The 22,775-nt window shown below is 56.4% G+C and carries 17 protein-coding genes; 13 read left to right on the top strand and 4 right to left on the bottom strand.

All coding sequences use genetic code 11. The features are described 5' to 3' along the window. The first annotated feature begins 11 nt into the window (after positions 1-11). The 4 genes from ACQY7X_RS02660 to ACQY7X_RS02645 all read left to right on the top strand — a co-directional run bounded on the left by ACQY7X_RS02660 (position 12) and on the right by ACQY7X_RS02645 (position 5,877). Positions 12-1,322, top strand: a complete 1,311-nt coding sequence (locus ACQY7X_RS02660) for a TRAP transporter large permease (protein ID WP_428248299.1) — start codon at positions 12-14, stop codon at positions 1,320-1,322. Positions 1,323-1,339: 17 nt separating this feature from the next. Beyond that, positions 1,340-2,977, top strand: coding sequence for an AMP-binding protein (locus tag ACQY7X_RS02655; RefSeq protein ID WP_428248298.1), 1,638 nt, complete (start codon positions 1,340-1,342; stop codon positions 2,975-2,977). Positions 2,978-2,980: 3 nt separating this feature from the next. Further along, entirely contained in the window at positions 2,981-3,757 is a 777-nt protein-coding gene (locus ACQY7X_RS02650) for an enoyl-CoA hydratase-related protein (RefSeq protein WP_428248297.1), read from the top strand. A 95-nt stretch (positions 3,758-3,852) separates the two neighbouring features. Continuing rightward, entirely contained in the window at positions 3,853-5,877 is a 2,025-nt protein-coding gene (locus tag ACQY7X_RS02645; protein ID WP_428248296.1) for an FAD-dependent oxidoreductase, read from the top strand. 29 nt (positions 5,878-5,906) lie between these two features. Here ACQY7X_RS02645 and ACQY7X_RS02640 read toward each other — a convergent pair whose 3' ends face one another. The 3 genes from ACQY7X_RS02640 to ACQY7X_RS02630 all read right to left on the bottom strand — a co-directional run bounded on the left by ACQY7X_RS02640 (position 5,907) and on the right by ACQY7X_RS02630 (position 9,150). Further along, positions 5,907-6,917: an amidohydrolase family protein gene (locus tag ACQY7X_RS02640; RefSeq protein ID WP_428248295.1), complete on the bottom strand. Its 1,011-nt coding sequence runs from the start codon at positions 6,915-6,917 to the stop codon at positions 5,907-5,909. 452 nt (positions 6,918-7,369) lie between these two features. Further along, positions 7,370-8,776, bottom strand: a complete 1,407-nt coding sequence (locus ACQY7X_RS02635; protein ID WP_428248294.1) for a hypothetical protein — start codon at positions 8,774-8,776, stop codon at positions 7,370-7,372. Further along, a complete protein-coding gene (locus tag ACQY7X_RS02630) occupies positions 8,773-9,150 on the bottom strand; it encodes a response regulator (RefSeq protein ID WP_428248293.1) in 378 nt (125 codons plus the stop codon). Before ACQY7X_RS02630 ends, ACQY7X_RS02635 begins: the two co-directional genes overlap by 4 nt. Before the next feature lie 339 nt (positions 9,151-9,489). On the opposite strand from ACQY7X_RS02630, the gene ACQY7X_RS02625 reads away from it, so the two are divergent. The 9 genes from ACQY7X_RS02625 to ACQY7X_RS02585 all read left to right on the top strand — a co-directional run bounded on the left by ACQY7X_RS02625 (position 9,490) and on the right by ACQY7X_RS02585 (position 22,150). Next, positions 9,490-9,966: a chemotaxis protein CheW gene (locus ACQY7X_RS02625; RefSeq protein WP_428248292.1), complete on the top strand. Its 477-nt coding sequence runs from the start codon at positions 9,490-9,492 to the stop codon at positions 9,964-9,966. Then, positions 9,963-11,357, top strand: coding sequence for a CheR family methyltransferase (locus ACQY7X_RS02620; RefSeq protein ID WP_428248291.1), 1,395 nt, complete (start codon positions 9,963-9,965; stop codon positions 11,355-11,357). Before ACQY7X_RS02625 ends, ACQY7X_RS02620 begins: the two co-directional genes overlap by 4 nt. Further along, positions 11,350-11,991 carry a chemotaxis protein CheW gene (locus ACQY7X_RS02615; RefSeq protein ID WP_428248290.1) on the top strand — a complete coding sequence of 214 codons (642 nt, stop codon included), beginning with the start codon at positions 11,350-11,352 and terminating at the stop codon, positions 11,989-11,991. The genes ACQY7X_RS02620 and ACQY7X_RS02615 overlap by 8 nt, the downstream gene beginning before the upstream one ends. Positions 11,992-11,993: 2 nt before the next feature. Continuing rightward, positions 11,994-14,105, top strand: coding sequence for a methyl-accepting chemotaxis protein (locus ACQY7X_RS02610; protein ID WP_428248289.1), 2,112 nt, complete (start codon positions 11,994-11,996; stop codon positions 14,103-14,105). A 7-nt stretch (positions 14,106-14,112) separates the two neighbouring features. Then, the gene (locus ACQY7X_RS02605) at positions 14,113-16,488 is read left to right on the top strand and encodes a hybrid sensor histidine kinase/response regulator (protein WP_428248288.1); all 2,376 of its coding nucleotides are present in this window, start codon (positions 14,113-14,115) and stop codon (positions 16,486-16,488) included. Beyond that, on the top strand, positions 16,485-17,549 hold the full coding sequence (locus ACQY7X_RS02600; RefSeq protein ID WP_428248287.1) for a chemotaxis protein CheB: 1,065 nt from the start codon (positions 16,485-16,487) through the stop codon (positions 17,547-17,549). The genes ACQY7X_RS02605 and ACQY7X_RS02600 overlap by 4 nt, the downstream gene beginning before the upstream one ends. A gap of 77 nt (positions 17,550-17,626) precedes the next feature. Then, positions 17,627-20,113: a response regulator gene (locus ACQY7X_RS02595; RefSeq protein ID WP_428248286.1), complete on the top strand. Its 2,487-nt coding sequence runs from the start codon at positions 17,627-17,629 to the stop codon at positions 20,111-20,113. A gap of 4 nt (positions 20,114-20,117) precedes the next feature. Further along, complete coding sequence (locus ACQY7X_RS02590; RefSeq protein ID WP_428248285.1) at positions 20,118-21,311, top strand: GGDEF/EAL domain-containing response regulator; 1,194 nt, start codon at positions 20,118-20,120, stop codon at positions 21,309-21,311. A 176-nt stretch (positions 21,312-21,487) separates the two neighbouring features. Continuing rightward, positions 21,488-22,150 (top strand): EthD domain-containing protein, encoded by a 663-nt coding sequence (locus ACQY7X_RS02585; RefSeq protein WP_428248284.1) that lies wholly within the window; start codon positions 21,488-21,490, stop codon positions 22,148-22,150. A gap of 6 nt (positions 22,151-22,156) precedes the next feature. Here ACQY7X_RS02585 and ACQY7X_RS02580 read toward each other — a convergent pair whose 3' ends face one another. Next, positions 22,157-22,738, bottom strand: a complete 582-nt coding sequence (locus ACQY7X_RS02580) for a nitroreductase family protein (protein ID WP_428248283.1) — start codon at positions 22,736-22,738, stop codon at positions 22,157-22,159. Between the last annotated feature and the right edge of the window lie 37 nt (positions 22,739-22,775).

Raw genomic sequence — 22,775 nt, 5'->3', positions numbered from 1 at the left:
AGGTTATGGACATGTCTGGACTCGGGCAAGGTACGCTCACCATCGTCTTTATCTTGGTGCTTATGGGGCTTGGTGTCCCAGTCGCCATATCAATGATTGTCGTTGCCGGTGCGGCGATGTGGTATTTCGTAGATATCAACTTCATGCTGACAAATTTCCGAACTTTGCCTTACACGCTTACCTCAAATTACACTTATGTTGTCGTGCCAATGTTCGTGTTGATGGGTGAGCTGGCTTCGAAGTCTGGAATTATTTCCGATCTCTACATGGCAGCGCATCGATTCACCAGTCGCATTCGCGGTGGTTTGTTCATGTCGACTATCCTGGCTTCGGCGGGTTTCGGCGCTGCTTCTGGTTCAACGGTCGTATCGGCCAGCGTGTTCACTAAGATCGCACTGCCAGAGATGAAGCGTTTCAAATATAACCTGGGGGTTTCCGCCGGCTGTATCGCTGCCTCAGGCACTTTGGCTGCATTGATTCCACCGTCAATTGCCATGGTGATCCTGGCGGTACTTACTGATCAATCGATTGGTGCGTTGCTGATGGCTGGTGTGATTCCTGGCTTGTTGACTGCCGCTTTCTATATGGGCGGAGCCTATATCTTCGTTCGAATCCGGCCTGATTGGGCGCCACTCACCGGGGAATCCTATTCGTGGCGGGAGAAACTGCAGGGCTTGCGCGGTGTTTGGGCCATTATGCTGCTGGCTACCGTGGTTATCGGGGGGTTGTACTTTGGTGTTTTTGCACCATCTGCCGCCGGTGCCGCCGGCGCCGCCGGTGCGGCTCTGATCGCTTTCCTGTCTCGCCGGCTTACCCTGCGTGAATTCTGGGGCTCGATGCTGGAGGCTGCGCGCATCACTACAGTTCTGTTTCTAATATTCATTGGTGGCATGCTGCTTAGCCGGGCGTTGCTGGTGATGGGGTTTATTGACGACCTGAATGATATGATCGCTGGCTATGGCATATCCGCTGGCATGTTCATCGCCTTGGTTATTATTATTTACTTTATTCTCGGCATGTTCGTCGATTCCATATCGATCATGGTCATAACACTGCCTTTCATGTTCCCGATTTCCCAGGCGCTGGATATCAATGCTATATGGTTTTCAGTCCTGCTGATTAAACTTGTCGAAATTGCCGCGATCACGCCTCCCGTTGGTCTCAATCTATATGCTGTACAGACGGCGGCGGCAGGGGAGATAAACTCACGGCAGATATTCCTTGGTGTATTGCCTTTCGTCGCCACAGAGATCGTTCTGTTGGCGGTTCTGATCATGGTGCCGGAATTTGCCACTTGGCTTCCGGACCAGATGCGCCGCTGATCTGGGGGGGGAGTGGTATGCCTGAGTGGTATCCGAAAAAGCGTGTCGGCGATCTGGTAGATGACGTAGCGCGCCGCTTCGGCGACAAGGAGGGCTTGGTCTACAGGGACAAGCGCTACAGCTTCCGCGCCATGGCCGAGCAGGTGGATCTGGCCGCTCGGGCATTGCTGGCACTTGGTGTGCAACGCGGCGAGCATGTCGCGTTGTGGCTCAATAATCGCGACGACTGGATTTTCCTGCAATATGCTATCGCCAAGATCGGTGCAGTTCTGGTGCCGGTTAATACACGGTTTCGCAGCAGCGATATCGAGTACCTGTTGCGTCAGTCGGATAGTGCGATCCTGATCACCCATGATGTATCTGGACCAATCAATTATCTTGATATTGTTCGCGACGTGGTGCAGCTACCCGATAGCGGCGATGTAGTAAACGACAGCAATTTTCCCAAATTGCGCAAGGTGGTTATTCTAGGTGAGGCAGACTATGCCGGCACAGTTTCCTGGGAGGCAGCCAAGCAGGCCAGTGCCACGATAAGTGAGGCTGAACTGGTGGCGCGCGCCGCCTCGGTCGATCCCGATGACACCACGCTCATCCTCTACACTTCCGGCTCCACCGGCTTCCCCAAGGGTGTGATGCACACCCATATCATCATTCGCGTGCTGGAAGAGCGTGCTTTCAAGCACAGCTTGAACGACCGAGACGCGATCATCAATTACCTGCCGTTGTTCCATGCCTTCAGTATTTCCGAAGGTTCACTGATGTCCATGGTCAGTGGCGCGCGCCAGGTTCTCACTGAAATGTTCGATCCGGCGGAGGCACTGGATCTGATCGAGCGTGAGCGTATCACCATCGCGCATGGATTCGACACTCATATAATGATGCTGATGGATGAGCAGCAGAAGCGGCCTCGCAATATCAGCACGCTGCGGGTCGGCTGGCTGCCGGCCGGCCCATCGAATGTGGTGCCGACGGCTCGCAAAGCCTGTAAAATCCTCGCCCCTATCAAGACTTTCTCTGGCTTCGGCATGACCGAGACCTGGACCGGTGCCTGCGTCGGCGCGCTCGACGATACCGACGAGCAGCGGTGCGAAGCCTCAGGCCGCCCGGCATTGGGCTTCGAGGTGCGAGTAGCCGATCCGGTGACCAATATCCCCTTGGGTATCAATGAGCAGGGCGAGATCCAGGTACGGGGCCCCAGCGTGATGAAGGGGTACTATAACAAGCCCGCCGAAACCAAGGCGACCTTTACAGACGATGGCTGGCTCAAGTCCGGCGATGTCGGATTTTTCCGTGAAGATGGCTGCCTGCGCTTTTTCGGCCGTATCAAGGATATGCTCAAGGTCGGCGGTGAGAATGTCGATCCGCTTGAGATCGAGGGCTTCATTCTCGGCCATCCGCAGGTGCAGCAGGTTTCCATTGTTGGCGCGCCGGACAGGAAGCTGTCGGAAGTGCCTGTCGCCTATGTGCGAAAGACCGATGCTGCAACCATCAACGGAGAGGACGTCATCGCCTTTTGCCGCAACAAGATGGCCAGTTTCAAAATCCCCCGCCATGTAGTGTTTGTCGAGGATTTCCCGATGACCGGATCGGGCAAGATTCGCAAGCAGGATCTGCGGGACGATGCCGCCAAGCGTTTTCCCTCGGCAACAGATTGAGCAATGGCTTTCGAGACCATCCTTTGCGAAGTCGATGAACGTGGCGTCTGTGCGCTGACCCTGAATCGGCCGGATAAAGGCAATGCCGTTTCGGAGATCATGCAGGCAGAGCTTCTGGCGGCAATACAAGCTGCTGCCGGCGATGCCGCGATACGGGTGGTGGTGCTTTCCGGCCGAGGCAGAAATTTCTGCACCGGCGGCGATCTCGATTGGTTCATGCAGTCCTTTGACGACACCAGAGAGGGGCGTATCAAGCGCAGCGCCGCCTTCAGCGATCTCTATGAGGCATTGAACACGCTACCGAAGCCGCTGATCGGCCGCATCAATGGCTCATGCTTCGGTGGCGGCATGGGCCTGATTGCAGTCTGCGACATGGTATTGGCGCTTGCTTCTGCCAAATTCGGTTTTACCGAAACCCGTATCGGCTTGGTGCCTGCATCATTCTCGCCTTATGTCATCCCCCGTATCGGCGTTGCCAATGCCCGCCGGACAATGCTTTCCGGGGCGCTATTCCCGGCCCAGTTTGCGTCCAGGATTGGCCTGGTCGATGAGGTCTGTGGTGATGAGGCAGAGCTTGATCACCGCGTGTCTACTGCTGTGGAAGAACATCTGGCGGCAGCGCCCGCGGCCGTCGCCATGACCAAGCGCATGCTTGCCGGTTTCGCCATGGAACCACCCCAGGCATCGCAAGCACATCTCAGTGCCTTGATTGGTGATGCCTGGGAAACCGGCGAGGCGAAACTGCGCCTGGCAGAGCGCCTTGCCAAGCCAAAGCCTTAAACGAGGCGCATAAGCGCGGCAGAATGTCATTTCCTGTCATTGCCCTGATGCCGGCCTGATCGGCAGACTCCCGCACCATGGTTCGGGAGGGAAGAATGCAGCCACAGGCAAAGAATAGGGAACAGCCTTTCCCGCATCTGTTCCAGTCGGGGCGGCTGCGCAATCTGGCGCTCAAGAACCGTCTGATCATGGCGCCAATGGAATCCAATCTAGCCGCTGATGACGGTTCGGTTTCCGACCTGATGCGCGAGTATTATCGCGCCCGCGCTTTTGGCGGTGTCGGGATGATCATTGTCGAATATACCTGTGTCGACCGCCCGCTCGGCCTGGGCGGGAATCCCCAATTGGGCCTTGATGATGATGCGCTGATCGTCAGCCATGGCGAATTGGTGCGTGCTGTGCATGCCGCCGGCAGCCGCATCTGCGTGCAGCTTTTCCATGCTGGCCGCCAGACTCATCCGAAATTCACCAACGGCCAGCAGCCGATTGCCGCCTCGCCGATTCCTTGTCCAATGTACCGTAAAATGCCGCGCGAGATGACGGCAGCTGATATGGATCGTGTGCTGCAGAAATTCCGCGAGGCAGCGGAGCGAGCGGCTAAGGCAGGATACGATGCGGTGGAGATTCACGGCGCCCATGGCTACCTGCCCGCCAATTTTCTTTCGGCGGCCTCAAACAAGAGAATGGACGAGTTCGGAGGATCCCTGGAGAACCGGCAGCGCTTTCCCTTGCTTATCGCGGCGGCCGTGCGGCAGGGGGCTAGGGATTTGCCGGTGATTTTCCGTCTCTCGGCGGATGAATTCGTCGCTGGTGGCACCCGGATCGATGAAGCCATGGATACCGCCCGGCGACTGGAAGCCGTGGGGGTTGATGCTATTCATGTCTCCACCGGCTGTCATGAGCGTATTGACCGTAATGTCGATCCAGTGTGGATGCCGGAGGGGTGGCGCCTGCCTTTGGCACGGCAGATACGCGAGGTGGTGCGTATCCCCGTCATCGGTGTCGGTGTGATCCGGCACCCGCAAGTGGCTGAGCAGGCGATAGCCGAGGGTTCGGCGGACTTCATTGCACTGGGCCGGGCATTGCTGGCCGATCCGGAATGGCCGAACAAGGCCGCTGCCGGCAGAACCGCCGATATAAGACCCTGCACCTCCTGTAATTGGTGTGTGGCGCAGATCGGCACCGGGCATACACCGGTTGGCTGTGCCGAGAATCCGCGCACCGGGCGTGAAACCCAGCCGCAGCCGGTTTTTGTCGGCAGCCATGAACGGGCCGTGGTGGTCGGTGCCGGGCCGGGCGGCATCGCGGCTGCACTGACTCTGGATCGCGCCGGCTACAGCGTGCTGCTGATGGAGCGCCAAGCCGCATTGGCTCCCGGTTTGCTGGCCTCGGCGGCAGCGCCGAAGAAAGACAAGTTTCTCTGGTATCGCGAGTATCTTGCACACAAACTGCGACATTCCAGTGTGGAGCTGGAACTCAGCAACGCTACCGGAGCCGAAGATATCGCCAAGCATTCGCCGGCACTCGTGGTGCTGGCTACCGGCTCGCGGGATCGCGTACTCGATGGCGTTGACGGCCTTGAGTTGCCGCTGGTGAAATCGGCCTATGCAGTTCTTGCCGGCAATGACAGTGTCCGTCATGGCCCAGTAGTGATCTATGGGGCCGGCGAGGTTGGCTGCGAGGCGGCAAAATTTGCGGCCGCCAAGGGTTTCGAGGTGATCCTGGCGACACGTTCCAGTGATGCCAATGCGTTGTCCCGTTCCACGTCGCTGCGTATCTATCGCGAGCAGTTTATCGAGACGATCAAGGCCTATCCGAATATCAGGATTGAACTGGGTGTCACGCTGCGCTCGGTCAGTCCGGATGCTGTTCACATGGAGCGTGACGGGCAGCCTATCACATGGCCAGCCGGCCAGCTTCTACTCGCTGTTGGCAGAGTGCCGAATGACGACCTTTCGGCCGGTCTGCAGGCCGCCGGCATCCCGACATTGGTGGTTGGTGACGCCGTGGACGTGCGCCGTATTGGTGATGCCGTGCATGATGCTTACTGGCAGATCCGGGATATGACGCGGCGGGTCAATCCTCAAGGGGCCCCGATAGAAAGCGTCGATTTCCTGTAAGGCGGGAAATTGACCGCACCAGTGATTTACTACGGCAGGCGGTAGACCCGCTTCGCCGTATCATGGAACAACGCATCCTTTTCCGCCTCGGTATAAGCCGCTGTCAGCCGCTTGAAGCCATTCCACAGCACAGGATAGGCGATGGCGACACCATCCACCGGGAAATTGCTTTCGAACATGCAGCGCGACGGGCCGAACTGCGTGATGACATGGTCGAACCAGGCAGCGTAATGCGTGGCATATTCCGTTGAATCGAGTGGCCGGTCGCGTTTATGCCAGCCGAAGCCGGCCGGTGACATTGCCATGCCACCAAGCTTGATGAATAGATTCGGGTATTGCGCCAGCAGACTGATATTGCTTTTCCATTCTCCGAAATACTCGGCATGACAGCCCTTATAGGGGCCGACGCCGATCACGCCGCCCATATGATTGCAGACTATAGTCGCTTCAGGCATGGCCTGAGCCAGGTCGGCAATTTCCGGCAAGCGCGGGAAATATACATAAGTATCGAAGGCGAGGCCCCGTTCGGTCAGGCGTTTCAGGCCATGGCGAAAAGCATTATCGGCCAATAGCCCTTCCGGCGGATTGGTATGGCCGTTCAGCAGGCCCGGATCTGGGTGCCAGGCCGCCGAATTGCGGATACCGCAAAGCCGCCCGCCGGAAGCCTCGATCAAGGCATCGATTTCTGCGTCGAGGTTAGATTTGCGCAGATCGGCATAGCCGATCACTCCGGCCACGGGGTCGCAGAGTCTGGGGCGCCCGTGTTGCAATTCCCGCATCCGTGCGCCTTGTTCAGTGGCAAACCGCATTTCACCGGGCGCACCACCCTGGACGAAGAAATCGGCGTTCGCCTCCATATGGATGGCGCCACGGATATTATGTCCGGTACTGACCATGGCGAGGAAATCTTCCGCCAGGAATTCATGACCACGACCGGTGAAGAAGTGGAAATGCGGGTCAATGATGGGCCGGTCAGGATCGATGACGGCTTCCTGCACCTGCGCAAACCATTCGCGGCGGTCATCACGTTTCCCAGCCACCGGCGGCTCCATCCTCTATTATTATGCCCTGGACCCAATGGTACTATTTCAACTAGGGGGCTGAAGAACAGAAACTAACATTCGGATAGACGAGAATTTATCCGAGATTCTATCGGGTCTGCATATTGCATCGTTCCTGCCATGAATCGTCTGGCGGCTGGCAAGAGTATGTAGCTGAGGGCCAGTGACGGCGCTACGGGAAGATGTACACTGTAAATGCCGCATACCGTTAACAAAACACCAGGGCTCTAGACAGGGACATGGCAGCCTAGCATAGGCTAGATAGTTATGGAGATGTCGATCAGGTGTTTCCTGATGTCTTTAGAATTCGATGTCAAAGAGGCCCAGGATCGATATCTTGTCCTTGATGCCGAACTTATTCAGTCCGGCCTTGTTGAAGTCCAGGCTGATCCCATCGTCATAATGACTTTGTGTTTACAGCGCCGACGGGCTTACTCGTCGCTGAGATCGCGATAAATGTCGCCGATTACGAAGTGCCTTGCCTGGCCCAGATCTTCGCTCGGTTCGCCAACAGCCGCCCCATTGACCCACTCAAACCCCGCGGTTGCGGCCGCAAGTAGCTGTGCCCGGGTGCTGAGACCATGTACATAGCTGCGCAAACCGGCACGCGAGGCATCGCCGACAAACCGGTCCATCATTGCCATGCGCTGACTGTCGCGTACCGGCAAACCGGAAAGGCTGAATCCGACGCCGCCGATACGGCTGCTGTTGAAAGAATCGAACCGCTTGAATTCGGCCGGAACGCGGATTATCAGCACCCGGCAGAAAGGCCGCAGCACACTAACGATTTCAAGTACGCGGCTATTGGGGATGCCTTCAGGCAGGCCATCCACTTCCATGGTCAGCAACTGACGGATGCTTTCCGGAATTTCGCGGCAGAATTCGATGAAAGTGTTACGCGAGGCCCGGTTCGCCAGGGTCTCGAAATGCACTGGCCAGCCGATCATTATGCGTGGCCCCTGCGCGATGCGATTGGCGAAGGTGCGAAGGGCCGTCTGGGCTACATAGATATCGACCTCGAGCGAACTGAGCACATGAGAGAAGTTGCGTCTCACCATGTCATCCCACAGATTCTTCGAGAATACATTGCGGGCGCTGGCAGTGGCAAAATAGCTGACGATTGCCTTGTGGCGCAGGTTCCACATCGGTTGATACAAAACCTGAATTGAGGCCAACGCCTTTTGCCTGTCGATTTGGAAGGGGCTGAAGTCCGGCTGGCCAATTGTGGCTCCGGCGTCCGCCTCGACCTCTACCGGATCATCCGCTGCGGCCGTGGCTGGATTTTGCGTATCCAGTCCATATTGGCCGGTCAACTTGGCCACCAGGTCATTCTTGCTGATTGCTGTAAAGATCAACGAGCCATCGGCCTCGAACACACCGGTGCTAATCTCTGTCGCTTCCGGGGAGATGCCCTCGCCAAGCAGCCGGCGTGTAATATCCTCGACGATTTCGATGCAGCGCAGTTGCGCCTGTTCCTTCGATAGGTTGGAGAAAATGATCAGGAAGGACAGGTCGTCGTAGACCAAATGCAAATCATCTGGTCCGCAGGCGCGCTGGATGGATTTCAAGGCCATTTCGTTTGCGCGGTGGGCGATACGCGGCCAATCATCGCCAAGCCGGTCACGGATGCGGTGCAGGCCGACCATGTGAATGTTACCGGAAAGTATCGAGCGCTGCTCGCCAAGAGCTTTCCACAGACGGCTGACCAGATCGCGGAAAGCGGGCTCCGTGCGCTCTGCATCGGCTGGCGTGAGTCCGGCGCCTGACGCGGGGGACCGGGAAGTGGCCCCTGCGTCTTCAGTGAAAAGCAGCCGGCGGATGACGTCAGCGATACTCATCGCACTTGGTTTTCCAGCAAATTCCTCACAGTTTCGAGCAGCTTTTCCGGCAAAAAGGGCTTCTGCAGGGTGGCGTTTGCGCCAAAGGCTCCGGCTTGGTCCAGCACTTCCATATTTCGGCTTCGTCCGCCCCCGGATAATGCCAGGATCGGTATGGAAGCATAATTCTTGCGGAGACGAATAATAAATTCGAGGCCATCGATTTCGGGCATCACCAGGTCGGTGATGACTAGATCGATTTCTTCCGGGGAAAAAACCTGCAGTGCTTTCCTGCCTTCGTCGAGCGCGATGACGTGATGGTTATGCAGTTCCAGAACTGACTTCAGAACCTTTCGCAGCAAGGGGTCGTCATCGACTAGAAGAATACGGGCCATTGGGAATATTCCTTGATGCTCAATTTAAGCGAGTGCCTTTCCAGACTGTCAACAGATATATGCCTTGGCCGCTCACCATTCCAGAGCGCAGACGGAATACCCGCGATACGCGATATGCCAAGTACCAATAAGATGGCTGAATTTATCCGAAATTGCTGTCTTGGTACTATAGCACCGTAATAGGAAGCGCCAATCGGAAACAGCAACTATAGATATATTGTTGATTTTAGACACATTTTTCTCTGCCGATAGCATGATTAAAATAATGACAAGTCGAAAATTCTGTCCTTTACTTACTTACCAGATAATTGCCTCGCGTTGGGCCCGAACGGAGATGCCATGCAGGCACTACCCTTATTGGGCGAATTTGTGATCTTCCGATCCGGGGGGCATATCTTTGCGCTCAATGTCGGAAGTGTACTGAAAGTTGTGCCCGCTTATCGCCATAGCATTTTACCAGAGGCACCCGCAACGATTCTTGGCATTGTCGTATATGATGGCCAGATCGTACCACTATTAGATAGTGCAGCTTTACTCCGTTCGGGGCTCCGGGTGGCGCCAGGACTGGAATCCCGCTTCCTGGTGGTCAGACCGAATGATCGCCTCTTGATACTATGTGCTGAGGAAGTCGTCGGCGTCCGCTCAATTGCTCTTGGTCCCTATGGACAGCCGGAGCCAATCGGTGCCGGCATGATGAGGCTGCAGGGTCTCGGACATCACGATGATGACCTGATCTATATCTTTGATCCTGAGAAGCTGCTGTTGCTGCATGAAGCGCGTGCCCTGGACAAGGCGATGCAGGAGCATGGTGCATGATCCGGGATCCGGTTTTTGATCGCCTGGATGCATTGATCGAGGCCAAGCTTGGCCATTATCGGCAGAAAGGCTGGCATTCGGCGCTGCTGGCAGAATTGCAGGCAAGGGGAGGGGCCGTAGATTCCGCAGGCTTGGTGGCACTGGCTGATGAATTATCGGCCGCGCCACTGAGTGCTCCTCCATGGCAAGCCGTGATCAATCGCATCGCCGTCGGCGAAACCCGTTTCCTGCGAGACAGTTCATGGTTCGGCCAGGTCGAGCGCCAAGCGTTACTGGACCTGATCCAGCGGCGCCGCGCGCAAGGGTTGCGGCAATTGCGCTGTTGGAGCGCAGGCTGCTCCACGGGTGAGGAAGCCTATACCCTTGCATTGTTACTGCATGATCTGCTGTCAGACGTATCCGACTGGTCTATCTCTATTCTGGCCACCGATGCACGCAGCGAGGCGTTGCGCGTGGCGGATGCTGCTCTCTACGACCGGTATCAGCTGCGTGAATTGACAGCGTCACAGATCAGGCGGCATTTTCTCCCGGCCACGGACAGGATGCTGGCCGTGACACCATCATTGCGGCGCATGATCCGACTCTCCCTGCTCAACCTGGCAGATGAGGCCGGCGTTCTCGCTGGCGTGGGAGGTGGATTCGATCTCATTCTCTGCCGCAATGTGCTTATCTATATGGGGCCGGAACAGCAGCGATTCGTCGGGCAGCAACTGGCTGCGGCAGTCGCGGATGATGGCTGGCTCGCAGTCAGCCCAGCTGAAGCGGTTGCGGAGTGGTATGCCCCGCTGTGTCCGGTGAATACGCCGGAGGCGATTCTGTTTCAAAAGCGGAGCCATACCGTGGAAACAGTGCAGTTGCCGCAATACGCGTCTGCGATACAGTCTCCCTCGCCCATCCAGCCTTGGGCCTCTCAGCCTGGGCAATATCACGGCGAAATGCAGCAATTACCGCTATCTTCCATAGGGGAGGATAGCAACAAGGACCTGGCAAGGCTGCGTCAGATTGCCAATGGCGGCGCACTTGCGGAAGCTGTGAAGGAATGTCGCCGATTATTGGCCCGTTCTCCGCTCAATGACCAACTCTACCTGTTGTTCGCAGAGATACTGCTTGAGCTTGGCGATTGGGCTGCAGCACGGGATGCGGCACGGCGAGCGGCCAGTATTACTCCTGATTCAGCCCTGGCGCATTTCCTGTTGGCTGAAGCTTTCAGGCGCGGCGGTATGAATGAGAAGGCGCGACGTGCGATGCATGTGGCATGGCGTTTAGCGGATATATCTCCGGGCGACACTCCGGTCTTGCCGGAATCCGAGATCACTGTGCAGCATATCCAGCAGACCGCTAGCCTCTTCCTGGGGCGTGAATTGACCAGTCGGAGAAGGCGCCATGGCTGACCAGATACAGCCAAGCGATACTGTCACCTTCGATTGGCAGCGGGTGCGGGAGCGGCTTGATCGCGCCCTGCGGCGGATCGAGGACCAGGCGGCCCCCACACCGGAACAGGTAAACGAAATTCTGCGCAAGCGAGCGGCAACATATGCCAAGCGGATCGAGATCGAGACGGTCGAACATATGGATGTCATCGCCTTCACTTGTGGTGATGAACGTTATGCTGTTCCGCTAAACGATAGTACCGCTGCTGCTACGCTGGGCAAGCTGACGCCGATTCCGGGGTTGCCAACACTTTATCTCGGCTTGCTGAGTAGCCGTGGCGCGATCTATCCGGTGATTGATCCACGACCGCTGCTGAGTGATCGCCAGCCACTAGCCGGTGACTTCAAGCATGCTGTCCTGGTCAGTAATGCCGCTGGCAGCATAGGCCTGGCCGTGAGCGAGCTTTATGGCGTGGAGCGATATCGCGTCGATCAGATCGCGCGGATGGTGGAAGGCAGCGAGAGTCATCAGGCCATCCGAGGTATGGGGCCGGGAAACACGATCATCGTCGATCCGACGCGGCTATTGCTTGATATACGGCTAACAATAGATGAACAGCCCATGGTTACGGCATCGGGGGCTGAGGGAGAATAGCGATGGGACAGTTCTTCAAGAATCGCAGTTTGCGCCACACCACGCTTCTGGGCAGCCTAATCTGCGCACTTTTACCCGCGATTGTGTTGGCATATGGCTCGATCTTGGCAATTCAGTCATGGACGTTACGCGAGGAAATCAATCGCGGCGTAATCCATGCCCGCAGTCTGGCCTTGCTGCTGGAGCAGGAATTAACCGATGAGATGGCTGGGGTTGCCATGCTTGGTCGTGCGATGAGCCATATTGCACAATCTGATACTGGGGCCATTACCCAACTGCTGGCGGCGCATAATGAATTGCATGACAAGGTTGATGTCGTAATGATGGCCGATGCTACCGGGTTGATCCGTGCGGCCCATCCGGCTGCAGGACCTGATGGTGCGTCGCCGGTTGGTACGCAGATCGCGGATCGGGAGTATTTCCGCAATACGCTGGTGCAAAAGAAAACCATTATCACGCGCGAACTATTGGTTGGTCGCACCAGTGGAAAGTCGGTGATCATCATTGCCAGCCCGGCTTATGGCCGCGATGGCAGTGTCATCGGTGCGATTATTGCAACGCTCTGGGTGCGCGATCTACAGGATGAAGTTGCCCAGTTTGCTTTCGGCGAAACGGGGCATGCTGGTGTAATGACTGAAGCGGGCACGGTGATCGCACATCCAAATGCCGATCTTGTTAATAAGCGCACGAATTTCTCTCGCTTGCCGGTTTCTCAAGCGCTGGTTCAGGGAGAGTTTGGCGCATTGGAAGCTTACCGGGATGAAACCGGTGCCGAGCGTGTTGGCGGCTTTGCCACAGTGCCGTCTGTTGGTTGGAAGGTGTGGGCGAGCCGTACGACGGCAGAAGTGGATCGTATCATCGTAAAAAACTATCTGGCGGACATTGTCTGGGTATTGGCCGCGATAATCGTGGCCCTGGTTGTAGGCTATCTCGCAACGAAGCAGATCGTGAGCCCAATCGTTGCGTTGCGTGAAACGGCGGTGCGAATCGCGGATGGAGATCTCGAAAGTCGCGCGCCGGTTTCGGGTCCCAAGGAAATTGTTGAACTCTCACGCTCCGTGAACAAGATGGCGGATGAACTGGCACAGAACATTGCCAAAGAACGCACCATAAATGATTTGCTGGAAAGGACAGTTGGCGAGTATGCCACATTTGCAGCGAACGTTGCTGATGGCAATCTGGCGGCGCGCGTCTCGGAAGACCAACGTGGCCCCCTTGGTCAATTGGCGGTCAGTCTGAACCGCATGACGGCGGATCTGGAAAGGATGGTTGGGGAAATACGCGAAGCGATCAGACGTCTGGCTTCGGCCTCGGCGGAAATTCTGGCAGCGACGAGTCAGCAGGTTTCCGCGACCGCCGAAGAAGCGACAGCAGTGCGTCAGACAGCGGCAACTGTAGCGGAAGTGCGCCAGGCGGCGGAACTGGCCGCGCGCAAGTCGCGCAGTGTTGCCGATGTGTCGCAAAAAATGGCGAAGATGACGGACGATGGCCGCCGTTCGGTGGAGGACACGATCCTGGGTGTCAATGAATCGCGGCAGCGCATGGAGGCACTGGCGGAACGGATTCTGGCCTTCAGCGAGCAAGCCGAGGCCATTGCCGAAATCAATGCCACCGTCAGCGAATTGGCAGAGCAATCAAACCTGCTGGCTGTGAATGCGAGCATCGAAGCAGCCAAGGCCGGCGAAACCGGCAAAGGCTTCTCCGTTGTCGCCGCTGAGGTCAAGGCGCTGGCTGAGCGCAGCAAGGAAGCGACGACACAAGTCCGGCGTATTGTCATCGATTTGCAGAAATCTGCCCAATCCACCGTGGTGGCGGCAGAACAGGGCGTGAAGGCGACAGTTGAGGGTCTGAGCATGGCACAGCGATCCGGTGCTTCGTTCAACGCATTGTCCGGCAGTGTCACTGAAGCAACCCAGGCGACGCAACAGATCATTGCTACTGCACAGCAGCAGGAGGCCGGCATGGATCAGATTGCCTTGGCCATGGCTAATATCGAGCAATCCTCGACTCAGACAGTGGCTGCCATGAGACAGGTTGAGAGCGCGGCCCGTGATCTCAATGAGCTGGCACAGCGCCTGTCAAATACTGTGCAGACTAGCCTCGTCACATCTTGACGCGACCATGATCGACCGCGAAGCCCTACAAAAGCGCCTGCTGGAGACCTTCCGCGAGGAAGCCGCCGAGCATGTGCTCGCGCTGGAAGGTGAGTTGGGCTTCTTAATCGATGCAGAGAATCCCGCTGCAGAACGAGAGCGGATCGAGACCCTGTTCCGGGTGATCCATACCCTTAAAGGTGCTGCCCGTTCTGTACGTTTCAGCGGTATTGAGGTGATCTGTCAGACCAACGAGACCTTGCTGCACGGGATCACCCGCGGCGGTATTGTGCTGACGGCTCAACATCTCGACTCCTTAAAGCTGGCTGTGGCCGAGATTGCCCGGCAACTGCACCTGTCGGATGAAGTGTCAGCCCCCCCAGTTGCCGCGGTGGTAAAATCAACTGCACCTGCGCCTGCGCCTGCGTCGGCACCTCTGGCGTCATCCACAAAAGATGCGGCGCTTCCTGCAGAGGGAGGCGGTGGTATTACTGAGGTGCCAGTCAGTTCGAATTTGCCTCGTTTGAAATCGGTCGATCAAACGATTGCTGCTCCAGCTGGGAGCCGGTCGGAATTTTCGCTGCCCGGACAATCTTTGCCTGAGCCAACCCAAGCTACGCTGACTTCTGTCCGGGGAACAGAAGCCAAACCGCGTGCCGCAACAGAATTGCCAGCGATCCGCAATGGCGAAAGTGTCCGCGTCGGTATAGGGCAGCTTGACCGCTTGCTGCGAGCCGCGGAGGAATTGCTGATACCGAGCATGGTGGCCGGTGAGCGCGCCCGTGTCGCGCGCGAACTTACCGGTGGTGTTGCTGCTCTGCGCCGCCAGTTGCGACATGGCGCCAACGGCAGGGGGCGTGATGCTGAGGGTTTTGGCGAGAACCACGCCTATCTGCTGGAGGCCTTGCGGGATATCGAAAATGGCAGCCGTCGCCTGGCCTTGGCATTGCAGGAGGATTATCGTGGCCTGACCGCCGCAGTAAGCGAGCTGTTTAAGGAAACCCGCCAGGCACGCATGTTGCCTGCGGCGATCATCTTTACGGCATTTCCGGCTATGGTGCGCGATCTCTGCCAGGAAACCGCCAAGCTGGCGAAGTGGCGCCTGCGTGATAACGGTATAGAAGTTGACCGCAAAGTAATTGAGATCGTCAAGGATCCCCTAATTCATATTGTTCGTAATGCCATCGACCATGGCATCGAAGCGCCGGAACAGCGCGAATTGGCAGGGAAACCCCGCCGTGGTCGGATCACCGCTACAATCCAGGCAATGGAAGGTGGGCGTGTGGCGATCGAGATCAGCGATGATGGGCGCGGCATGAACCTGTCTGCCTTGCGCAATGCGGCATTGCGAGCCAGAGCGGCATCTCAAGCGCAATTGCAGGCATTGTCGGATCACGATGTGATCGATCTTGCTTTTCGCTCCGGCATCAGCACAAGCCCTGTCATCACCAGTATCTCCGGCCTGGGCCTAGGCCTTTCAATCGTACGCGAACAGATCGAACGGATGGATGGCCGTGTCATTGTGCGCAGTGGAGAGGGCAAAGGTACCACCATACGGTTAGAGCTTCCCGCCAACGTCGCCAGCTATCAGGGCCTGCTGGTAATGGCAGGTGATACCCGTCTCCTCTGGCCGTCAGATGCGGTTGAGCGAGTTATAGGCCTGTCGCGGGATGAGGTTGAGGTGGCGATGCGGACCGGGGTGCATGCTCATGGCGGCGAGGCACTGCCATTTGCTCATATTTCCGCACTGCTCGATCTTCCTCTGGACGAAGCCTTAGGGCAGAGGAGGGGCTTGCATTCCTGTGTTATCGTCGCGGGCAGCGGGCGGCGGGCGGTGATTATGGTGGATGCGGTGAGTGGCAAGACCGATATCCTGATGAAAGACCTGCCTGCGCCTTTAAAGCGGGTAAGCCATATCGCATCTGCTGGTTTGTTGCCAACGGGGGAGATGGCGCTGGTGTTGCGACCGGCTGATATACTCGCCTCCATCCAAGGCATGAAGCACCGCAGTAAGCTGGCAGCCCGCATGGAGGCCAAGCGCACCAAACGCATCCTTGTGGTGGATGATTCAATGACCACTCGCACCATGGAGCGGAATCTATTCGAAGCGGTGGGCTATGTTGTCGAAGTTGCCGCTGATGGCAGTGAGGGCTGGGATATGGTGCGCAGCGGCCGATTTGATCTGGTGGTATCGGATATCGATATGCCTCGTCTAAACGGCTTCGACCTAACGGCGCGTATTCGTGCTGATGCTAAACTTGCTGATATCCCCGTCGTGCTGGTGACCGCGCTTGAGTCGCGCGAAGACCGTGATCGGGGCATTCAAATTGGTGCGAATGCCTATGTTCTGAAATCCTCCTTCGATCAGAGCAACCTTCTTGAGATTGTGGGGCGGCTCGTATGATTCCCCCACCTAATTCGCGTCTGATAAGGGTGTTGATAGCGGAGGATTCTCGCACTCAAAGCGCCATGCTGGCTATGATTTTGGAAGAAAGCGGTGGTTTCGATCTTGTCGGCATCGCACCCGATGGTGTGGCGGCTGTCGATATGGCCGTGGCCTTGAAGCCTGATATCATTTTGATGGACTGCCATATGCCGCGGGCTAACGGCTTTGAGGCGGCGCGTCGTATAATGGAATCCTGCCCAACCCCAATTGTTATGATCAGCAGCACCGCTTCTGAGACAGAATTGGTATACAGCTTCGAGGCAGTAAAGGTCGGCGCTTTGACTTTCCTTGGGAAGCCAGGAAGCTTTGATGCACCGGAACATGAGGAGCAGCGCCAGACTCTGGTCAATACACTGCGCATCATGTCGGAAGTCAAAGTGGTGCGGCGCGTGCAGACGCAGATGAAGGAACGTATCGTTAGGGAGCGCGAAGGCGATACGGTGCCGAAATTGTATGCCATTGCCGGCTCCACAGGAGCCCCTGGCGTTCTGGTGGATATTCTTTCGGCCTGTGTACGGCCGGCCGCCCCCGTGCTTGTGGTGCAGCATATGGCGCGCGGCTTCGTGGAAGGGTTCGCGAAATGGATGGAGGGCTTGCTGCGTTTCCCTATTGCAGTAGCGCAGCAAGGGGAGCGGACTCGTTCTGGCCAAGTGTATTTAGCTCCGGATGATCTGCATCTAGGTATTGATCCACATGGTCGTATTCAGTTGGCAAGTGCTCCGCCGGAAGAAGGCTTCCGGCCTTCTGCCGATTATCTGTTTCGCTCGGTGGCAGCGGCTTATGGTCACCAGGCGATGGGTATTTTGCTTTCCGGTATGGGCCGGGATGGCGCTATGGGGTTGAAGGCGATCCGCGACGCTGGCGGAGCTACGGCAGTTCAGGACGAGGCTAGCTCGGTGGTATTTGGCATGCCGGGTGTTGCGGTGGCTCTGGGCGCGGCGCGGTATGTACTGCCGCCGGCGGGTTTGGCCCGGTTGCTGCTGCCAGGAAAAAGCATAGACGATCGGGAGGGGCAATGATTAGAGGAGCAACTGCGCGTGGCGCGGCCACGATCTTGATCGCGGAAGATAGTCCAACCCAGGCGCAGGAATTGATCATGCTGCTGGAGGATCAGGGCTTTACAGTGATGGCCGCCCGCAATGGCCGGGAAGCGTTGGCACTGGCACAAGGCTCCCCACCTGATCTCATTATCAGCGATATCGTGATGCCCGAGATGGATGGCTATAGCTTTTGCCGGGCGATCAAGACGGAAGCGCGTCTATCGGAGATACCGTTTATCCTTGTCACCTCGCTTTCCAGTCCAGGAGACGTATTCAAAGGACTGGATGTTGGCGCTGACAATTTCGTGGTCAAGCCATTCGATCACGAATTGCTGATCTCGCGTGTCCGTTACCTGTTGACCAATAGGGAACTGCGCCGGTCGGGAAAATTGCAGGTTGGTATCGAGATAGAATTGTCGGGCAATCGGCATTTCATTACCGCTGAGCGGCAACAGATTCTCGACCTGCTGATCTCGACCTATGAGCAAGCGATTAGCTTGTATGACGCGTTGGACGCACGGCAGAAGGAGTTGGCCAAGTCGTATGAGACGCTGAATGCCCTTTACGGTCTTGCCGAAGGGCTGAATTCCTGCAGCAGCGAGATAGATGTGGCAAGGAGTGCGGTTGAGCGTGGTCTCAAATTGCCAGGAGTTCATGCTGCATGGTTTTATATATTCGATGGCAATGAATTCACGCTTGCAGCGTCTTCCGGAGAACCTCGCCAATTGTTTGTGGACGAAGCTTCCTGTGCTGAATGTAAATGTCAGAAATTGGTGCGGCGTGGTGGCTTGAATACGAATGCTATTGTGTTCGAATGTGAGCGATTGACGCGGGATGCACCAGATCAGCCGTTGCGTTATCATGCCAGCGTTTCACTGGAGATTAATGGTGCTGTCAAAGGTGTGTTTAATCTTGTTGGCACCAATGAGCATATATTCACTCAGGAGGAGTTGCGCACGCTATCCAGTATTGGCAAGCAGATAGCCATAGCGCTGGAGCGTGTTCAGTTGCGGGAGTCACTGGAGCGCAAAGTGGCCGAGAGGACGGCGGAATTGTTGATGATACTGGAATCCACGCCAGTACCGACAATGACCGAGAATGGGGATGGCGTGGTAACGACCTGGAATCGGGCAGCAGAGAATGTCTTTGGCTACCGTTCTTCGGAAATAGTCGGGCGTCCGAACACGGTGCTGCCCGGCGATTTCATGCAGCAGGAACCATATGGTGTTGTGCTGGCTTCAAATAACAGTGTACGGGATTGGGAATTGCATTGCCGGCACAAGGATGGCAGCCAAGTTCTGGTCAACCTATCTGGTGGGCCTCTGACTGATCATTTCGGCGATGTATTCGGCCGAGTGTATACACTCGAGGATCTGCGTGAGCGCCGACGTATTGAAGAGCAATTGTATCAGGCTCAGAAGATGGAGGCGATTGGCAATCTTACCGGAGGTATTGCTCACGACTTCAACAATATGCTGACCGTTGTTATCGGTAATATTGATTTGGCAGCTCGCTCTGGCGAGAAAGATCCGCAACTGCGCGAATTGCTGGATGGAGCAATGTCAGCATGTCTGCGAGGCGCCGATCTGACGAAGCAGCTTCTGGCTTTCGGGAGGCGACAGACGCTGAAGCCGGATATAGTCGATGTGAATGTCCTGGTGCGTAATTCGGTAAAATTGCTCAGTCGCACATTGGGTGAGCAGATTGTCATCGAGTTGATAGACGAGCCGAAGTTGTGGCCAGTGGAAATAGATCCGGCGCAGCTTGATTCGGTCGTGTTGAATCTGGCGGTCAATGCCCGGGATGCAATGTCCGGTGCTGGCCGCCTCACAATCGAGACATCGAACAGGGTGATTGATGGTGACGGCGATATGGCGCAGCCGGAGCCGGCTCCTGGTGAGTATGTGCTTCTGTCGGTAACGGATACAGGCTCCGGCATAAGCCCGGAAATCATGTCGCGGATATTCGAGCCATTCTTCACCACCAAGGAAGTGAACAGGGGGACTGGCCTTGGTCTTGCCATGGTCTATGGTTTTGTCAAACAGTCCGGCGGCTACATAAATGTGTATAGCGAACTGAATCGCGGCACCTGTTTCAAGATTTACCTGCCACGCACAAGAAAGATAACGGGTGATACTCAGGCCTTGGGTATACCCGGCAGTCTTCTAAAGCCTAAACATCGCGGACGCATCCTGATTGTCGAAGACAACGATAGTGTGCGCCAAGTGGTGATGCAGCAGATTACCAGCATGGGGCACCAGATTGTGGTGGCGCAGAGTGGGGCGGAGGCGTTGCAGATTCTGGAACGGGAAGGGGGAATTGATGCAGTATTCTCGGATGTGGTCATGCCGGGAGAAGTAAACGGTATCGTACTCGCCGACCGGATCATGAATGCCTGGCCAAGCATAAAAGTTCTGCTGACTTCGGGATTTCCTGAGGCTGCACTGAGCCGCTCAAATCCCGGCCTAAGGGCACGTATTCTGAACAAGCCCTACCGCATTTCAGACCTCGAAGCCGAACTCAACAAGCTCCTGAGCACGTGAAGTCATGTCCCGTGGTAATGTACTGATACTTGATGACGATTTGGAGATTGGCAATTTCCTCAGCAGGGTTGCCCGGGCAGGTGGATTCGATCCAATGGCGACTGCCGATATTTTGACATTCCGGCAAAGCTATGGGGATCGGGTCCCGTCGCATATTTTTCTTGATCTGCAGATGCCTGGAGTTGATGGCATTGAGGTTTTGCGTTGGCTGGCCGAACAAAAAGCTCATGCCGACGTCATCATTATGAGCGGGTTCGATCAGAAAGTGATTGAAGCGGCGCGCCGGCTGGGCATAGAGCGTGGCCTGAAGATAGTCAGTACGATGCAAAAGCCATTCCGAGTAGAAGATGTACTCTCTGTGCTCGGCGCTGTGGAGCGGTCAGGCGCGAATGCGCCAATCGATGCGGCGACCATTGATGTTGCCCTCCAGTCTGGGCAATTCTGTCTGGTCTATCAGCCGAAGATACGGTTGGGGAAACCCACAGCGGCAAATCTATCTTATGGTCATATGGTTGGATTCGAGGCGCTGCTAAGGTGGCGTCACCCTGAGCGAGGCTTGCTTGCTCCGGATAAGTTCCTGGATATTGCCGAGAAACATGGGTTGATGAACCGGCTAACCGATACGGTGCTGGACATGGCTCTGCTCCAGCAGCAGGAATGGGCGGGAAGCGAGTTGAAAACTACAGTCGCAGTGAATATTTCTGCGCAGAATCTGGGCGATGCCTCTTTCGCCGATAGGCTCAAAGCGAAATGTGATGTTGTGGGGGTTCTCCCGGAATCTATTGCTCTGGAGTTGACTGAAACTACCGCCATGAGTGATCCAATCACTGCAATGGATATACTCACGCGGATTCGGATCAAGGGATTTCATCTGTCGATCGATGATTTCGGAACGGGTTACTCCTCTCTTGTGCAATTACATATGCTACCTTTCTCCGAACTGAAGATAGATCGGGCCTTTGTGCGTGAATGTGATCATTCACGACAATCGCGTGTGATCGCCAAGACCATAATAGATCTGGCGCACAACCTTGACCTGACTTGTGTTGCTGAGGGAGTTGAGACTGAAGCTCAGCTCGCAGTATTGCGTGAGTTGGGGTGCGATATGGTGCAGGGATATCTAGTCTCGAAGCCTCTGCAAGCCGATGATGCCACGCGTTGGTTGAGCGAAGCATCTGAAAGAGGCGATACCGATTGAGGTGTGGTTGAAATCCGTATTTCCCCTATAAATGCCAACCAACGCCATGGCCTCGTTACCGTCCAGGCACTACTGCCAGCTTGACTGTCAATCGTCATATCCGATGTCGGATTCTCTATATTCTTTCGCACAAGCAGGCATAATCATTTTATTCATGCCTAGCGGAGTCGCCTGCAATGCCTTCGGTAAAAGAATTCATTCTGCTTCACGATGCCATGGCGCGCATACCGGAGAACTTCCGTGCCGCCTGGCTTGGGGAGGAAGGCGCGCAACTGACGCATGCCTTTGCGCATCGCCGCAATCTTGTAGGCAATCCGATTGATGGATTTGCAGCTGGTGCTTATGCAGGCGTGGCGGAGTATTGGCGCAGTGATGCCGCATCTCGTCTGGGGGCGTGTTCGCTGAGTCGGATCCCAGGGGTTTCCACAGCGGAGTCAGTTCATTTCCTGGCTGAGGAATTCATCATCAAGGAAGGCCGTGGCGCGGTGAAGTTCATGTCCATCCTGCGCCGCAAGCCCGGCATCAGCCCGGCGGAGTTCAGCGTGGCTTGGCGCATGCACCATCCTCTGGTAGTGCGCTCGGTGCCGGAAATTTGGGGCCGCTTCCGCGGTTACCGCCAGAATCATGTGCTACCTGGGCAGTGCAGACATATGGATGGCCGCGAAATGGCACGGCCCATCGACGGCATCGTAGAAATCTGGTTCGACAGCATCGAGGAATTACAGGCGACGATGATGTCGGAACGTTACCGGGAAATCATCCGGCCGGACGAGGAGACCTTTGTCGATTTGCCGAATACGCGGCTTTTTGTCACCGAAGAGGTGGTGGTGGCGGAGTGATCCGCCTCAATTGTCCGGCGTGAAAGCATTCTCGAAGGCAATGGCAGCCACCGGCTTGCGCAAGGTGGGGCTATCCTTGCTGCGCAGTGGCTCGGGCAGCAAGGCCCGGTCGCCCGGTTGACCCACGGCTATCATCATCTGTACGGCGTAGGGCTCACGGATATTGAAGCTCTCCACGGCGCGCACATAATCGAAATCCTGCATGCCGCGCACGGCCAGGCCCAGGGCATGGCCCTGCAAGGCCAGATTCTGCCATGAAGCGCCAGCATTCAGCGCATGGGAGCGATCGTGCTTTTCATTATGCTCGAATTGCGTCCGTGCCACCAGGATCATCAACACAGCAGCATTCGTACACCATAGCTTATTGATCGGATCCAGCAGGTCGAACATCGCATTCCAGGCAGCACTGCCTTTATGCGCATAGATATAGCGCCATGGCTGGCCGTTATAGGAAGAGGGCGCCCAACGCGCCGCCTCAAACAGGCTCATCAATTCCGCTTCGCTCACCGCCGCACCGGACATCGCGCGTTGCGACCAGCGTCCGATGATCGCCGGCATCACCGGATACTCTGCCGCTCTTTCCGCCATGCCGCCTCACCATAGGTATCGTTTCAACGTCTGAATT

The sequence above is a fragment of the Ferrovibrio sp. genome, assembly GCF_965278975.1.
Classification (GTDB): domain Bacteria; phylum Pseudomonadota; class Alphaproteobacteria; order Ferrovibrionales; family Ferrovibrionaceae; genus Ferrovibrio.
The sequence above is the reverse complement of the archived record's forward strand: the minus strand, read 5'-3'. Positions and strand labels throughout refer to the sequence as shown.

Bases quoted from the DNA above. Each gene is read 5' to 3' on its own strand.
- ACQY7X_RS02620 (WP_428248291.1), top strand. From the start codon at position 9,963: ATGATCCGGGATCCGGTTTTTGATCGCCTGGATGCATTGATCGAGGCC.
- ACQY7X_RS02630 (WP_428248293.1), bottom strand. From the start codon at position 9,150: ATGGCCCGTATTCTTCTAGTCGATGACGACCCCTTGCTGCGAAAGGTT.
- ACQY7X_RS02610 (WP_428248289.1), top strand. From the start codon at position 11,994: ATGGGACAGTTCTTCAAGAATCGCAGTTTGCGCCACACCACGCTTCTG.
- ACQY7X_RS02660 (WP_428248299.1), top strand. From the start codon at position 12: ATGTCTGGACTCGGGCAAGGTACGCTCACCATCGTCTTTATCTTGGTG.
- ACQY7X_RS02605 (WP_428248288.1), top strand. From the start codon at position 14,113: ATGATCGACCGCGAAGCCCTACAAAAGCGCCTGCTGGAGACCTTCCGC.
- ACQY7X_RS02615 (WP_428248290.1), top strand. From the start codon at position 11,350: ATGGCTGACCAGATACAGCCAAGCGATACTGTCACCTTCGATTGGCAG.
- ACQY7X_RS02590 (WP_428248285.1), top strand. From the start codon at position 20,118: ATGTCCCGTGGTAATGTACTGATACTTGATGACGATTTGGAGATTGGC.
- ACQY7X_RS02635 (WP_428248294.1), bottom strand. From the start codon at position 8,776: ATGAGTATCGCTGACGTCATCCGCCGGCTGCTTTTCACTGAAGACGCA.
- ACQY7X_RS02595 (WP_428248286.1), top strand. From the start codon at position 17,627: ATGCTGCTGGAGGATCAGGGCTTTACAGTGATGGCCGCCCGCAATGGC.
- ACQY7X_RS02600 (WP_428248287.1), top strand. From the start codon at position 16,485: ATGATTCCCCCACCTAATTCGCGTCTGATAAGGGTGTTGATAGCGGAG.
- ACQY7X_RS02625 (WP_428248292.1), top strand. From the start codon at position 9,490: ATGCAGGCACTACCCTTATTGGGCGAATTTGTGATCTTCCGATCCGGG.
- ACQY7X_RS02585 (WP_428248284.1), top strand. From the start codon at position 21,488: ATGCCTTCGGTAAAAGAATTCATTCTGCTTCACGATGCCATGGCGCGC.
- ACQY7X_RS02650 (WP_428248297.1), top strand. From the start codon at position 2,981: ATGGCTTTCGAGACCATCCTTTGCGAAGTCGATGAACGTGGCGTCTGT.
- ACQY7X_RS02580 (WP_428248283.1), bottom strand. From the start codon at position 22,738: ATGGCGGAAAGAGCGGCAGAGTATCCGGTGATGCCGGCGATCATCGGA.
- ACQY7X_RS02645 (WP_428248296.1), top strand. From the start codon at position 3,853: ATGCAGCCACAGGCAAAGAATAGGGAACAGCCTTTCCCGCATCTGTTC.
- ACQY7X_RS02655 (WP_428248298.1), top strand. From the start codon at position 1,340: ATGCCTGAGTGGTATCCGAAAAAGCGTGTCGGCGATCTGGTAGATGAC.